The sequence below is a fragment of the Kitasatospora sp. NPDC059146 genome (genome assembly GCF_042786665.1).
In the GTDB taxonomy this organism is placed as follows: Bacteria; Actinomycetota; Actinomycetes; order Streptomycetales; family Streptomycetaceae; genus Kitasatospora.
The window spans coordinates 65,531-78,702 of sequence record NZ_JBHZCY010000010.1 but is presented as its reverse complement, the minus strand read 5'-3'; the positions used below and the strand labels follow the sequence as shown (position 1 = coordinate 78,702).

The 13,172-nt window shown below is 76.0% G+C and carries 14 protein-coding genes; 1 reads left to right on the top strand and 13 read right to left on the bottom strand.

Features of this window, described 5'->3' with window-relative positions:
- Positions 1–113 precede the first annotated feature (113 nt).
- The 5 genes from ACFXPX_RS06625 to bldG all read right to left on the bottom strand — a co-directional run bounded on the left by ACFXPX_RS06625 (position 114) and on the right by bldG (position 4,220).
- Entirely contained in the window at positions 114–1,646 is a 1,533-nt protein-coding gene (locus tag ACFXPX_RS06625; RefSeq protein WP_375887568.1) for a methyltransferase, read from the bottom strand.
- A gap of 176 nt (positions 1,647–1,822) precedes the next feature.
- Positions 1,823–2,599: a hypothetical protein gene (locus tag ACFXPX_RS06620; protein ID WP_380639822.1), complete on the bottom strand. Its 777-nt coding sequence runs from the start codon at positions 2,597–2,599 to the stop codon at positions 1,823–1,825.
- 142 nt (positions 2,600–2,741) lie between these two features.
- Positions 2,742–3,110, bottom strand: a complete 369-nt coding sequence (locus tag ACFXPX_RS06615; RefSeq protein ID WP_375887574.1) for a cyclophilin-like fold protein — start codon at positions 3,108–3,110, stop codon at positions 2,742–2,744.
- Positions 3,111–3,302: 192 nt separating this feature from the next.
- The gene (locus ACFXPX_RS06610; protein WP_375887576.1) at positions 3,303–3,722 is read right to left on the bottom strand and encodes an ATP-binding protein; all 420 of its coding nucleotides are present in this window, start codon (positions 3,720–3,722) and stop codon (positions 3,303–3,305) included.
- A 156-nt stretch (positions 3,723–3,878) separates the two neighbouring features.
- Positions 3,879–4,220 carry an anti-sigma factor antagonist BldG gene (bldG, locus tag ACFXPX_RS06605; RefSeq protein ID WP_188305076.1) on the bottom strand — a complete coding sequence of 114 codons (342 nt, stop codon included), beginning with the start codon at positions 4,218–4,220 and terminating at the stop codon, positions 3,879–3,881.
- 230 nt (positions 4,221–4,450) lie between these two features.
- On the opposite strand from bldG, the gene ACFXPX_RS06600 reads away from it, so the two are divergent.
- Positions 4,451–6,874 (top strand): DEAD/DEAH box helicase, encoded by a 2,424-nt coding sequence (locus ACFXPX_RS06600; protein ID WP_380639820.1) that lies wholly within the window; start codon positions 4,451–4,453, stop codon positions 6,872–6,874.
- On the opposite strand, the gene ACFXPX_RS06595 is transcribed toward ACFXPX_RS06600, so the two are convergent.
- The 8 genes from ACFXPX_RS06595 to ssd form a co-directional block, all read right to left on the bottom strand.
- On the bottom strand, positions 6,869–7,537 hold the full coding sequence (locus ACFXPX_RS06595; protein ID WP_380639818.1) for an Rv3654c family TadE-like protein: 669 nt from the start codon (positions 7,535–7,537) through the stop codon (positions 6,869–6,871). The two genes, ACFXPX_RS06600 and ACFXPX_RS06595, sit on opposite strands and share 6 nt — an antisense overlap.
- Entirely contained in the window at positions 7,525–8,028 is a 504-nt protein-coding gene (locus ACFXPX_RS06590) for a TadE family type IV pilus minor pilin (RefSeq protein WP_380639816.1), read from the bottom strand. The genes ACFXPX_RS06595 and ACFXPX_RS06590 overlap by 13 nt, the downstream gene beginning before the upstream one ends.
- Positions 8,018–8,290, bottom strand: a complete 273-nt coding sequence (locus ACFXPX_RS06585) for a DUF4244 domain-containing protein (RefSeq protein ID WP_375887585.1) — start codon at positions 8,288–8,290, stop codon at positions 8,018–8,020. Before ACFXPX_RS06585 ends, ACFXPX_RS06590 begins: the two co-directional genes overlap by 11 nt.
- A 74-nt stretch (positions 8,291–8,364) precedes the next feature.
- Entirely contained in the window at positions 8,365–8,934 is a 570-nt protein-coding gene (locus tag ACFXPX_RS06580) for a type II secretion system F family protein (protein WP_380639814.1), read from the bottom strand.
- A gap of 266 nt (positions 8,935–9,200) precedes the next feature.
- The gene (locus tag ACFXPX_RS06575; RefSeq protein WP_380527143.1) at positions 9,201–10,223 is read right to left on the bottom strand and encodes a type II secretion system F family protein; all 1,023 of its coding nucleotides are present in this window, start codon (positions 10,221–10,223) and stop codon (positions 9,201–9,203) included.
- Between the two features lies 1 nt (position 10,224).
- The gene (locus ACFXPX_RS06570) at positions 10,225–10,446 is read right to left on the bottom strand and encodes a hypothetical protein (RefSeq protein WP_380588288.1); all 222 of its coding nucleotides are present in this window, start codon (positions 10,444–10,446) and stop codon (positions 10,225–10,227) included.
- Positions 10,443–11,696 carry a TadA family conjugal transfer-associated ATPase gene (locus ACFXPX_RS06565; protein ID WP_380639812.1) on the bottom strand — a complete coding sequence of 418 codons (1,254 nt, stop codon included), beginning with the start codon at positions 11,694–11,696 and terminating at the stop codon, positions 10,443–10,445. Before ACFXPX_RS06565 ends, ACFXPX_RS06570 begins: the two co-directional genes overlap by 4 nt.
- A gap of 83 nt (positions 11,697–11,779) precedes the next feature.
- Positions 11,780–12,904 carry a septum site-determining protein Ssd gene (gene ssd / locus ACFXPX_RS06560; protein WP_380399521.1) on the bottom strand — a complete coding sequence of 375 codons (1,125 nt, stop codon included), beginning with the start codon at positions 12,902–12,904 and terminating at the stop codon, positions 11,780–11,782.
- Positions 12,905–13,172: the final 268 nt, after the last annotated feature.

Below are 13,172 nucleotides of genomic sequence, written 5' to 3'. Positions count from 1 at the left end.
GGGTGAACCGGAAGGTGCCGGAGCGGCGTTCTACCGAACGGGACCGGAGTACGGCACGGCGCCACGCCACACGGCACGGCCCGGCACCGCGCCGAACCTCACCGCGCCGAACCTCACCGCACCGGGTCGATGAACCCCTGCTCGGTCAGCAGCCGGAGCGACTCCGGCACCCGGTCCCGCAGCACCACCCGGTCCTCGCCCAGCAGGTGCGCGATGGCGTCCACGATCTCGCCCGCCGAGAGCGTGCCGTCGCACACCCCGACGAACCCGGCGCCGACCGTGTCCACCTTGGTGGCCCGCCGCATGCCCCGGTTGTGTCGCAGCACCACGTGCTCCGGGTCCTCCGCCCCCGGCGCACCGACCTGCTCCTGGACCACCTCGTCAGCCAGCACGTAGCGGGCCGCGAGCAGGCCCGCGTCGTCGTGCGAGCGCAGGAAGTCCTGCCGGTCGAACCACGCGTCGATGTGCGGACCGAGCGGCTGCTCCACCGGGTGCGGCCACTCCTCCACCCGCACGGTCGGACGCTCGGCGCCGCCCGCCCGCAGGGTGATCCAGCCCATCCCGATGCCCTCGACCCGGCCCGCCTCGAAGGCGTCCAGCCACTCGCCGTACCGGGCCTGGTAGTCGCCGCCCGGGCCGCGGTGGTCACCGCCGTCGCGCAGCCACAACTCGGCGTACTGGGCCACGTCCTGGACCTCGCGCTGGACCACCCAGGCGTCCAGCCCGGTGCCCGCCACCCAGCCGGCCAGCCGCTCCTGCCAGTCCTCGCCCCTGACGTGCTGCCAGTTGGCGAGCAACTGGCAGTAGCCGCCCGGCTCCAGGTGCTCGGCGGCCGACCGCACCAGGCTGCGGCACAGGTCGTCCCCGGCCATGCCGCCGTCACGGTAGGTGAACCGGCCGCCGGGCGAGATCACGAACGGCGGGTTGGAGACGATCAGGTCGAACTTCCGCTCCCCGACCGGCTCGAAGAGGCTGCCGGTGAACACCTCGGTGGCGTCGAACCCGGACAGCGCCAGGGTCAGTTCGGTGAACCGCAGGGCACGCGGGTTGAGGTCGGTGGCGGTGACGCTCCCGGCGTGCCGGGCCGCGTGCAGCGCCTGCACGCCGGAGCCCGAACCGAGGTCCAGCGCCGCCCGGACGGGACGGCGCACGGTGATGTTGGCCAGCGTGGTGGACGCCCCGCCGACCCCCAGCACCAGGTCCTTGCGGGCCACCCCGTGCGCGGTCTCACCGGAGCCGATCCCGCCCGCGCCACCGACCGCGCACCCCAGGTCGGACACCACCCAGGCGTCCGAACTGGGCATCCCGGAAACCTCGTTGGCGTACGGCCGGACGTCCACGGTGGCGCGCACCAGGTCCCCATCCGGGCGCAGCCAGCCGTCCGCCAGGCAGTCCTCCACCGGCAGCGCGGCGGCGGCCGCCCGGTACGGCACCGGCTGCTGCAGCAGGAAGAGCCGCACCAGCGTCTCCAGCGGGCTGCCGCCCCGCGTCGCGCGCAGCGCCGGGACGGCCTCACTGCGGGCCAACGCCGCGTAGCCGGTGGGCCCCAGGAGGTCCAGGCACCCATCGGCGGTGAACGAGGCGGCCAGCAGCGCCTCGCGCAGCTTGGCCAGGCGGGTCGGGTCGAGAACGGGGCTACTGATCACCCCGCCATTGTCCCCCGCCTCACCCCGCCCCGGCCCCACCGGCCCGCCGACCCCACCGGGAGCGCAGGCCCGGCCCCACGCCCCCGCCGACGGCCGGAGCGCCCCACCGGGCGCACCGGGACGTCGGGACGTCGGGCAGGGCCTCCGGAAGCCGGGACGCCGGACAGGACCTCGGCTCAGCTCGCGCTGGGTGCCGGCGTCGCCGGGGCCGAGGACGAAGCCGGGGCCGCCGGGGTGGTGGCGCCCGCCGAGGGGGCGGCCGCCGGGCTCGCGCTGTCCGTCCCGCCCGGCGCGGGGCTGCCGCTGGGGGCACCCGCCGAGGAGGTGGCACCGGCGCTCGGGCTGCCGCCCGCACCGGGGGTGGCCGTGGAGCCACCGGCACTGCCGCTCGCCCCGGCACCCGGGGTGGCCTGGGAGGGCTTGCACCCCTCCTGCTTGGCCATCGCCTTGCCGAGGTCGCCGCTGCCCAGCTTGCTCTGCGCCTGGGTGGACAGCGAGGACAGCCGGCGCAACTGGTCGCCGACGCTGTTCAGCCCGTCCGCGAACTTCGCCTGGTCGTCGATGGCCAGGGCGTCCAGCTTCTTCTGGACGTCCAGGTAGCCGTCGGCCGCCTTCTTCAACTCGTCGACGGTGTCCTTCTGCAGCGCGGGACCGTTGTCCACCTTGGGCGCACCGGCCGCGTCGATCGCGGCCGCGATGTCCTGGTTGGTCTTGCCCAGTCGCCCGATGTCCGCCGACAGCCGCTTCCGCAGGTCGGTCGGGGACTCACCGGTCTTCACCTGGGCGGTGTCGGCGAGCGCGACCTGTGCCTGGGCGATCGGGTCCTTGGCCGCGCCGCAGACGTTCGACGCCCAGGAGTCCAGCTGCTTGCTGTTGTCGTCGCCGCCGCAGCCGACGGCGCCGAACGCGAGCAGCACGCCGAGGGCGGGTACGGCCAGCAGTCGCTTGTTCACCGGGAGGAGCCTTTCGGTTTCGGTCGTCTTCGGTCGTCGAACCTACACGGCCGTCACCGCCCGTCCGGTTCCCGGCTGCCCGGCTCCCGCCCCACGCAGGACGCCCGGCCCTCGCCCGACGCCCACGGCTCCTCCCCGACGCTCAGGCCCGCTCGACCCGGATCGGATCGCCCGGCCGCACGGTGCTCAGCACCCGGGCATCGCCGTCCAGCAGGCCGAGGACGTTGCAGGGACCGGCCAGTCGGCACTCGCCGTCGTGCGAGATCGGGGTCGGTCCGTACGGCAGCGCGAGGCTGTCGCCGTCGGTCCAGTACGCGACCGTGCCCGGCTCGACCACCTGCCGGGCACCGTCCTCGCGCGGCACGCTCACGGGCGTGCCGAAGTAGACCTCCTCGCCCCAGGTGGAGGCCGTGGAACTGATCGGCAGCTCGGCCCAGAGCGCTTCGGTGGTGGGGGTGGCCGCCAGCGTGGCGGTGGCCTGCCCGGCCGGCCACAGGATGCGGATCCGCATGTGCTTCCTCTTCCGCGACGAGGTCCGGTCGATGACCGGACCCGGTCGTGCCGGAAGCAGCGAACCGCCGGGCCGCACACCTTGTCAACGGGCGTCCGGAACGTGGGCGTCCGGAGTACGGGCGTCCGGAACGTGGGCGTCCGGAGTACGGGCGTCCGGAACGTGGGCGCCCGCAGGCACAGCCGGGTGACGTCAGACCGCGACGGAGGGCACCGAAACCGGCCAGCTCATCCGGATCACGCCGCCGTCGGCGCCGTTGGTGACCTCCAGGTCCTCGACCAGGCCGGTGATCACGGCGAGTCCCAGGGTGTCCTCGTCCGGGTCGCCGCCCTCGGCGGCACCGGCGGCCGGGACCGCGGCGGGGCCCGCCTCGTCTTCGACCTCGATGAGGAAACGCTTCTCCTGGTCGGTCAAAGCGACCCGCACCGTGCCGCCGATCCCACCACGCTGGTGCAGACCGACCGCACGGGAGCACGCCTCACCGACCGCGAGCCGTACCTCGTCGAGCACCGACTCGTCGACCCCGGCCCGTCTGGCGACGGCCGCGGCGACCAGCCTGGCCGTCCGCACGTGCTCGGGAAGCGCGCTGAATCGAAGTTCGACGGTTGCCATCTCTCCCCCTCGGGGTACTCCGACCGGGGCCGACAGCGCGGCCCCGCGGACCGGCTGGACCGGCCCTGAGACGCCCGGGGAACGGGGGCCGCACAGGCCCCCGCGCCCCGAACGCGTGGAACGGGCGGGCCGACCGCGGGGGCCGGCCCGGACGCGTCAGTCGGTCGCGGCGACCGCGTCGTCCACCGAAGTGTGGATCGGGAAGACCTTCGTCAGACCGGTGATCCGGAAGATCTTGAGAATGCGCTCCTGGTTGCACACCAGGCGCAGCGAGCCCTCGTGGGCACGCACCCGCTTCAGACCGCCCACGAGCACGCCGAGGCCGGTCGAGTCGAGGAAGTCGACGCCCTCCATGTCGACGACGAGGTGGTACTTGCCGTCGTTGACGAGCTCGACCAGCTGCTCCCGCAGCTTCGGGGCGGTGTACACATCGATCTCGCCGCCAACCTCGACGACCGTACGATCGCCGACTGCACGGGTCGACAGGGACAGGTCCACGGAACCTCCAGCACCTTGCCTTGCTACGTCATGTGCGATCCTCGGCCGGACGGCCGCCACCGCATGGTCGCGAGCCCGGGCGCGCCAAGCCAACAAGCCAACGCGTGGCGAGCCTCAGCGCTGCGACCCACGGCCATACGGCCGTCACGGCCACATTCAACCACCTGCGACCATGACCGCACGATGGCTTACGACGATTCTCCGTCACGCCGGTGACACACTGGGTCCTCATGCCGCCCCGACACAGCCTGCCCGAGGCACTGCTCACGACCCTGTCCACCAGTCGGGGGCGGGCCGACCGGCTCACCCATACGGAGCACCTTCCCGCCCGGCCTGCGCGTTATTCACCGTGGCCCGACTCGATCCGACCGGAGATCGTCGCCGCCGCGGCGGACGTCGGGGTGGAACAGCCCTGGGCGCACCAGGCAGAAGCGATGAACCTGGCCAAAAGCGGCCAGACTGTGGTGATCGCCACAGGCACCGCCTCGGGCAAGTCGCTGGGCTACCTGGCACCGGTCCTCAGCGACCTGCTGGAGGGCACCGAGGCCCGCAACGGCCGCGGCGCCACCGCGCTCTACCTGGCCCCGACCAAGGCGCTCGCCGCCGACCAGCGCCGCCGCGCCGCCGAACTCGCCCCGCCCCGGGTCCGGGCCGCCCTGTACGACGGCGACACGCCCCCCGAGGAGCGCGAGTGGGTCCGCCAGTACGCCTCCTACGTGCTCACCAACCCGGACATGCTGCACCGGGGCATCCTCCCCGCGCACGCCCGCTGGGCCTCCTTCCTCAAGGTGCTGCGCTACGTGGTCGTCGACGAGTGCCACAGCTACCGGGGCGTGTTCGGCTCGCACGTCGCCCAGGTGCTGCGGCGGCTGCGCCGCCTCTGCGCCCGTTACGGTTCGTCACCCACCTTCCTGCTCGCCTCCGCCACCACCGCCGACCCGGCCGTCACCGCCCGGCGACTGACCGGTCTGCCCGCGGCGGCCGTCACCGAGGACGCCTCGCCGCGCGGTCCGATGGTCTTCGGCCTCTGGGAGCCGCCGCTGACCGAGAACGTCGGGGAGCACGGCGCCCCGGTGCGCCGCACCGCCACCGCCGAGGCCGCGTACCTGCTGACCGACCTGGTCGAACGGCAGACCCGGACGGTCGTGTTCGTCCGCTCCCGGCGCGCCGCCGAACTCGTCGCCCTGCAGACCCAGGACCAACTCGGCCGACCGCTCGCCGAGCGGGTGGCCGCCTACCGCGGCGGCTACCTCGCCGACGAACGCCGGGCCCTGGAGCGCGACCTCCACTCCGGCCGACTGCTCGGACTCGCCTCCACCTCCGCCCTCGAACTCGGCGTCGACATCTCCGGCCTCGACGCCGTCCTGATGGCCGGTTACCCCGGCACCCGGGCCTCGCTCTGGCAGCAGGCCGGCCGGGCGGGCCGGGAGGCCCAGGGCGCGCTGGCCATCCTGATCGCCCGCGACGACCCGCTGGACACCTACCTGGTGCACCACCCGGAGGCGCTGTTCGCGACACCCGTCGAGGCCACCGTGCTCGACCCCGACAACCCGCACGTACTCGCCCCGCACCTGTGCGCGGCCGCCGCCGAACTCCCGCTCACCGACGCCGACCTGGAGCTGTTCGGGCCCTCCACCGCACCGCTGCTGCCGGTGCTGGAACGGCGCGGCCTGCTGCGCCGACGCACCGACGGCTCCTGGTACTGGACCCGCCGGGAGCGCGCCGCCGACGCCGTCGACCTGCGGGGCAGCGGCGGCAGCCCGGTGCAGATCGTCGAAGCCGACACCGGCCGGCTGCTCGGCACCGTGGACGCCGCGGCCGCCCACACCACCGTCCACACCGGGGCCGTCCACCTCCACCAGGGCCGTACCTACCTGGTCCGGGAGCTCGACCTGGAGGACTCGGTCGCCCTGGTCGAACCGGCCGACCCGCCGTACACCACGGCCGCCCGTGACATCACCTCCATCTCCGTCCTCGACACCGACACCACCGTCCGCTGGGGCGAGGGCCGACTCAGCTTCGGCTCGGTGGAGGTGGTCAACCAGGTGGTCGGCTACCTCCGGAAGCGGATCTCCACCGGGGAGATCATGGGCGAGAGCAAGCTCGACCTCCCGCCCCGCACCCTGCGCACCCGCGCCGTCTGGTGGTCCGTCACCGAGGACCAACTGCTCGACGCGGACCTGCCGCTCGACCGGCTGCCCGGCGCCGCCCATGCCGCCGAGCACGCCTCGATCGGGCTGCTGCCGCTGTTCGCCACCTGCGACCGGTGGGACATCGGCGGCGTCTCCGTCCCGCTGCACCCCGACACCGGGCTGCCCACGGTGTTCGTCTACGACGGCCACCCGGGCGGCGCCGGCTTCGCCGAACGCGGCTTCCAGCGCGCCGTCGAGTGGCTCACCGCCACCCGCGCGGCGATCGCCTCCTGCGAGTGCGAGCGCGGCTGCCCGTCCTGCGTCCAGTCGCCCAAGTGCGGCAACGGGAACGACCCGCTGGACAAGACGGCCGCCGTCCGGCTGCTGGACGTCCTGCTGGCCGGGGCCCCCGGGGCGGCCGGAGCGGCGGCCCCCGCCGCAGGCCCGGCGGTAGGGCCAGCGGTAGGGCCCGCGATGGGCCCCGCAGCGGACCCGGACGGCGGAGCACCGGCCGCTTCATGAGGCCACCGCCCCGCCCGGGGCCGTGGGCGCACCGGGGGCCGGCAACGGGCCGGGGGCCGTGGGCGCGGCGCTCGGGGTCCCGCCCGGGGTACCGGGGCCGCTGGGGCCGCCCAGCGCCTCGCCGAGGCCGTCCTCGGCCGCGGTGGCCGGGGCCCGCACCGGCCCGGCCCGCGACCTCGCCCGCGCCGGACCGACCGGCAGCCGCCTCGGAAGCCCACCGACCGGCACCTCGGCCACCACCTCGACGGCGTCCGCGGAGCGGTCCACCGCGCAGGACACCAGCGCGGCCCCCTGCGCCGCCGCGATCCCGACGGCCCGGGCGCAGCCGCCGTCCGGGTCCAGCAGCAGCCGGTCCGCGGCCGCGAGGGCCGCCAGGTCGGCTGCCGACTCGGCCCGGTGCCGGGCAGCCACCACCGTGCCGACCGCGACCGTCGCCGCGAAGACCGTCGTGCCCAGCATCGCCAGGGCGAGCAGCCAGACCGTCGCCGAGCCCGTGTCCGCCCCGTACCCGCCCCTGCCCGGTGCCGCCGCCCGAGCGCTACGGACCCGCCCGAACCGCCCCAACCGCGCCGGCCACTCCACCGCCCACCGACGGCCAACCGGACGGCAGTCGGCCGACCTGGCAGTCCTCCGGGCCACCTGTCGAGCCGTCAGGCGGGCCATCCACCTCCACCTCCTCCCTCCACGGTCCCTTCCGCTCCTTCCGTTCCTTCCGCGGTGCCGCCCAGCACGTCCTCCCGGGCGGCCACCGCCATCGCACCGACCCGGACGGCGAGCAGCCCGGCCAACCTCCCCGGCGCCGCGCACGGGGCGTCCACGTCGACCCGTACCGTGTCCGCCGCGACCGCCACCCGGACCCGCGCTCCCGGCGGAGCCGCCGCACGGGCGAGTCCGGCGGCGTCCGACTCGCCCCGGGCGGCCGCCCTGGCGCCGATCCTGGCCGCGTCCACGCAGGTGATCTGCGCCGCGGCCGCGAGCACGCCCCAGATCAGCATCGCCGCGAGCAGGACGAGCGCGGGCAGCAGCACCGCCGTCTCCGCCGTGACGAAGCCGGCGTCCCCGCGCCGCCCCCGCCACGACCCCTGCCACGGCCTCCGTACGGCCCGTACAGGCCGGTTCGACCGGCCGGGTCGCGGTCGGGCGCTACGTCGCACGGAGCGCCCGTTCCAGCGTCTCGGTCAGCGCCCCGGTGATGGCCGCGCTGGTGACCACCTTGTACAGCCCGGCTGCGAGGGCGCACGCACCCAGCGTGCCGACGGCGTACTCAGCCGTGGTCATCCCGGCGTCCGAACGCCCCCGGTACCGCGCCACCCTGCGCACCCGGCCGGCGACCCCGCGGCTCTTCCGCCGCCACGCTCCCGGCAGGTGCTGGAACGGACGCCCGATGCTGGGCCTGGTCGCGAAAACTGCAGTCATCAATCTCTCCTGTCTGGATACTTACCGGTCCCTCTCGCGGGTCCCGGCCCGACGGGCCCGGACCCGACACCCACTCACATCGCCCACCCGAAAAGGCTGGTCAGGCCGATCACCACCGGCACCACTCCGATCAGGACGAAGGCCGGCAGGAAGCAGAGTCCGAGCGGCGCGGTGGCGAGCACCGCGGCCCGGCGGACCCTGACGTGGGCCGCCCGGGCGGCGGCGGTCCGCTGCTCCCGGGCCAGTTCGACCAACGGACCGGTCGCGGGAGCCCCACCGAGGCTCGTCCGGACCAGGCACCGCGCCAGCGGCGCCAGCGCCGGGTGCCGTGCGCCCAACCTGGTCCAGCAGAGCTCCGGCGGTGCGCCCAGGACCAGTTCGGCCCCGATCGCGACCAGCCTCGGCCCCAGCGGTGCGCCCACGCTCCGCCCCACCGCCGCCACCGCCGCCGAGGGCAGCGCCGCCGCTCCGAGGCAGGCCGCCAACAGATCGGCGCCCAAGGGAAGTTGCCTGAGCAGCAACTGCTCCTCCAGCATCGCCCGGCGATCCGTCGGCGACCTGGCCCGGGCCGACCACCGGTGCACGCCCACCGCTGCCAGCACCCCGGCCACCGCACCGGGGCCACCACCGACCAGCGCCGCCACCGCCAGCCCCGCGACGACCGCCGTCGCCAGTCGCCGCCGGGGTCCAACCCCGCTGCGCCCGACCCCGCTGCGCCCAACATCGGTGCGCCCAAGATCGGTGCGCCCGGGCCCGGTTCGACTCCGCACCTCCTCTCGTTCCCGCTGCCAGGCGAACGCCCTCCGTCCGGCGCTGCGCCCCGCCCCGTGCCGGGCCACCCCGGCCGCAGCCGCCGATAGCGCCACAGCCGTCACCGAAAGCCCGGCCGGCACCCACCCGCCCAGTCGCATCACCCCGCCCCCGCTCCGACATCGAGCGCCCACAGGCCCCCTCGCCGCCCACCGCCGCGCCGAGGCAGGCCCGTCACCCCAGGACGGCTCCCCACACCCCAGGGGGCCTCCAACGCGCCCTGGGCCGCCGCCCGGACGATCCGGGCCGTCCAGAGCACCCCCAGGCCCTCCAGTACCGCCCCCGCCCCCAGACAGCCGAGTCCGGCCGGGGTGTGCAGCAGGACCTCCACCGGACGGGCCCCGAGCGCTCCGCCCAGGAGCAGCCCCGCGCCCGGCAGGGCGGCCAGGACCGCGATCGTCGCGCGCGGTCCGGCCAGCTCCCCCGCGATCTCCTCGGTCAAGGCCCGCTCGCCGCGCAGCGCCTCCGCGACCCGGTCCAGCGCGGCGGCCAGCCCCGACCCGCCGTCGGAGGCCACCCGCCAGCAGGCCGCGATCGCTGCCGCCCCGCTGCCTCCGGGCAGTTCGGCGAGCAGCTGGAGCGCAGCGGGGACGTCCCCGCCGTAGCGCCCCGCCGCCAGCCGGGCCACCGGCTCCGCGCCGAGCCGGCGCAGCCCGTCCGGGTCCGCGGCCAGCCGGGCCGTGACCAGGTGCAGGGCCTGCTCCGGGGTCGCACCACTGCGCAACTCCCCGGCCAGCGCGGCACACAGCTCCACCACCGCGGCGGCCCGCCGCCCGGCCTCGGCCTCCCGTCGCCGCCGCAGCCGCCACCTCCTCAGGGGGAGGACGGCCAGCACTCCCGCGAGCACCGGCACGGGCGAGGCGGTCGCCTGGCCGGCGACCAAGCCCACCGGCAGCGCCAGTAGTTCGGGCGCCAGCAGCCCAAGTAGCCGACCCCGCACCCGGCCCACCTCCTCCGGCTGCGGCCCGTGGACCGGGGGCCCGTACACCGGGGGCCCGCTGCCCGCCGGCACCAGCCTGGAGCGCCGCCCACCGGGTAGCTGCTCCTGGACCGCCCGCCACCCGACGGCGGCCAGCAGGCACAGCAACGTCACCCAGCAGAGCGCCGGTTGGACCTGCGTCATGTCACCCACCTCCCTGCCCTCGACCCTTCCGGCCCGCCGCCCCGAGCAGCACCAGGGCGCCCGTCGCACACGCGACCAGGAACAGCACGAACCCGATCTCCACCAGCCGCAGCTCCCGCTCGGCCCGGCCCGCCCCCGTCAGCGCCACCGCCGCCGCCACCGACACCGGGGCCGGCACCCACACCGGCACCGCGGTCGAGACCGCCGCCACCACGGCCCTCATGGCGTCACCGCCCCGATCGCCACCCCGCGTGCGGCCAGCAGCCCGACCAGCCGCTCCCAGCCAGCCCCGGGCACCAGGCCGCCCGCGGCCGGGAACCGCACCGCCGGGGTGGTCACCGCCAGCCCGTTGCCGTCCCCGGCCAGTGTGTGGATCTCCGCCACCCGGCGCCGCCCCGAGTCCGAGTCCCGGACCAGGTGCACCACCACGTCCAGCGCGGCCCGCAGTTGGCTGTGCAGGGCCGGGCGGTCGAGCCCGGCGAGCGAGCCGAGCGCCTCCAGCCGGACCGGCACGTCCGCCGCCGTATTGGCGTGGACGGTCCCGGAACCGCCCTCGTGGCCGGTGTTGAGCGCGGCCAGCAGGTCCGACACCTCGGCCCCGCGCACCTCGCCGATCACCAGCCGGTCCGGCCGCATCCGCAGTGCCTGCCGGACGAGGTCCCGCAAGGTGAACTCGCCCAGCCCCTCCTGGTTCGGCGGTCGGCTCTGTAGGCGGACCACGTGCGGGTGGGCCGGCCGCAGTTCGGCGGAGTCCTCGGCGACCACGATCCGTTCGTCCGGACCGACCAGGCCGAGCAGGGCCGCGAGCAGGGTCGTCTTGCCCGAGCCCGTCCCGCCCGAGACCAGGAGCGACAGCCGCGCCCGCACGATGCCGGCCAACAGCTCCGCGCCCTCCGGTGGCAGTGCGCCGCCCGCCACCAACTCGTCCAGCGTGAACGGCCGGGGCCGCCACACCCGTAGCGAGATGTGCGTGCAGCCGGCCGCGATCGGCGGCAGCACCGCGTGCAGCCTGGTGCCGTCCGGCAGTCGGGCGTCCACCCAGGGCCGGGCGTCGTCCAGGCGCCGCCCGGCCGCGGTGGCCAGCCGGTGGGCCAACCGCCGCACCGCCTCGGCGTCGGCGAACCGGACCCCGGTGGCCCGGTGCAGACCGCCGCCACGGTCGACCCACACCTCGTCCGGACCGTTCACCAGCACGTCCGTGACGTCGGGCGCCGCCAGCAGCCGCTCCAGCGGGCCCGCACCCACCAGTTCGGCGCGCAGCGAGCGCACGGTGTCCAGCACTTCGTCCCCGCCGAGCGGTGGCCGGGTGGCCCGCAGCACGGCTGCCACCGAGCCCGCCGTCGGGGCGGCCCCGGACTCGGCCAGCCGCAGCCGGACCGCGTCCACCAGCTCGGCCGACCGCTCCTCGCTGGCCGTCCGACCGTACGGGCAGGGCCCGTGTCCGGCCGGGCCCTGCCCGCCGGGCGGCGGCACGCTCCGGAGCGGCCGGTGCTCCCGCGCACCGTCGCCCGGGGCCGGGGCACCGCCCCGCGTTCCTGTCCTGCACAGACGGACCATCAGTACGCACCTCCTCCGACCGCCGACACCGGCGGCAGCACCTCGTTCAGGAAGCTCGCGCAGAAGCGCGCGAGCGGACCGCCCTCCCGTGTGCCGGGCGGGACGCCCTTCTCGACGTCCTCGGTCAGCCCCGGCTCCGGTTCCAGCTCCCCCGCCAGCTCCAGCCGCAGCCCGCGGGCGATCCGGTGGGCCGGGAGCCCGCCGGCCCGCACCGGCCGCACCACGGCCCGGACGTCCCCGAGCCGCATCCGGGCCGCCGCCGCGACCCGGTCGGCGGCCGCCACCGCACGCAGCTCGGCCGGGACGACCAGCAGCGCCAGGTCGGACTGCTCCAGCGCCTGCCCGGCGGCCGCGTCCAGGTGGCGCGGCACGTCGACCACCACCAGCCCGCCGCGCCGTCGGGAGGCGGCCAGCACGCTGCGCATGGCGGCCGGCGGCACCGTCAGGGTGTCGCCACGGTCCCAGGACAGGCAGGACAGCCCGGAGAGCCGTTTGAGGGCCGGCAGCGCCCTGGCGAGTTCGGCCCCGCTGACCCGCCCGCGCGAACCGGCCAGGTCGGGCCAGCGCAGCCCGCGGGCCGTCTCGCCGCCGAGCAGGATGTCCAGGCCCCCGCCCAGTGGATCGCCGTCGAGGAGCATGGTCCGCCGCCCGGTCCGCGCGGCCGTGACCGCGAGGGCGCAGGCCAGGGTCGAGGCCCCGGCCCCGCCCCGGCCGCCGAGCACCGCGACGGTGACGGCCGGGGAGCCGACGCCCTCGGCCGCGTCCGCGATCCGGTCCAGCAGCCAGGCCTCGGCGTCGGGCAGGAACAGCACGTGCTCGGCGCCGAGTTGGACGGCTCTGACCCACACGCCGGGGTCGTCGAGGTCCAGCCCGAGCAGCAGGACCCCGCTGCGCCGGCCCAGCCCCGCGCAGTGCTCCGCCCGGTCGTCCCCGACCAGGACCAGCGGGGCGGCCTCCCACAACTCGCGCGGCGGCGGCGCGCCCCTGATCAGCCGGGGCTCGGTGCCCGCTGCCGCGCAGACCCGCAGCAGGTGCTCGGCCAGGTCCTCGTCCCCGGTGACCACGAGCGGCCCGGTGGCCGCGGGGCCCTCGGCGGTGACGTGGGAGGTGATCGGCGTCGACATGGTGTTCTCCCCTCTGTGCCGCGGCCACCAGGGGCGGCCGCGGCACGCGTCGGACGGTTCCGACGGACGGCCGCCAGGCAGACCTCTGGGAGAGGAAGGGGTGAGGCCCTGCCCGGCGACCGCCGCCGACCATCACGGTGGGGGGAGATCCGGATTCCGTCATCCACGTTCCGATTGCCTGTGGATAACTCGGGGGCTGTGGATGAAAACGTTCACTCGGACGGGGGGCTATTCGTCGAAGAATTGACGAAAGGGGGTCGCGGGGACG

Bases quoted from the DNA above. Each gene is read 5' to 3' on its own strand.
- ACFXPX_RS06615 (WP_375887574.1), bottom strand. From the start codon at position 3,110: ATGCGGATCCGCATCCTGTGGCCGGCCGGGCAGGCCACCGCCACGCTG.
- ACFXPX_RS06570 (WP_380588288.1), bottom strand. From the start codon at position 10,446: ATGAGGGCCGTGGTGGCGGCGGTCTCGACCGCGGTGCCGGTGTGGGTG.
- ACFXPX_RS06595 (WP_380639818.1), bottom strand. From the start codon at position 7,537: ATGGCCCGCCTGACGGCTCGACAGGTGGCCCGGAGGACTGCCAGGTCG.
- ACFXPX_RS06610 (WP_375887576.1), bottom strand. From the start codon at position 3,722: ATGGCAACCGTCGAACTTCGATTCAGCGCGCTTCCCGAGCACGTGCGG.
- ssd (WP_380399521.1), bottom strand. From the start codon at position 12,904: ATGTCGACGCCGATCACCTCCCACGTCACCGCCGAGGGCCCCGCGGCC.
- ACFXPX_RS06600 (WP_380639820.1), top strand. From the start codon at position 4,451: ATGCCGCCCCGACACAGCCTGCCCGAGGCACTGCTCACGACCCTGTCC.
- ACFXPX_RS06585 (WP_375887585.1), bottom strand. From the start codon at position 8,290: ATGACTGCAGTTTTCGCGACCAGGCCCAGCATCGGGCGTCCGTTCCAG.
- ACFXPX_RS06575 (WP_380527143.1), bottom strand. From the start codon at position 10,223: ATGACGCAGGTCCAACCGGCGCTCTGCTGGGTGACGTTGCTGTGCCTG.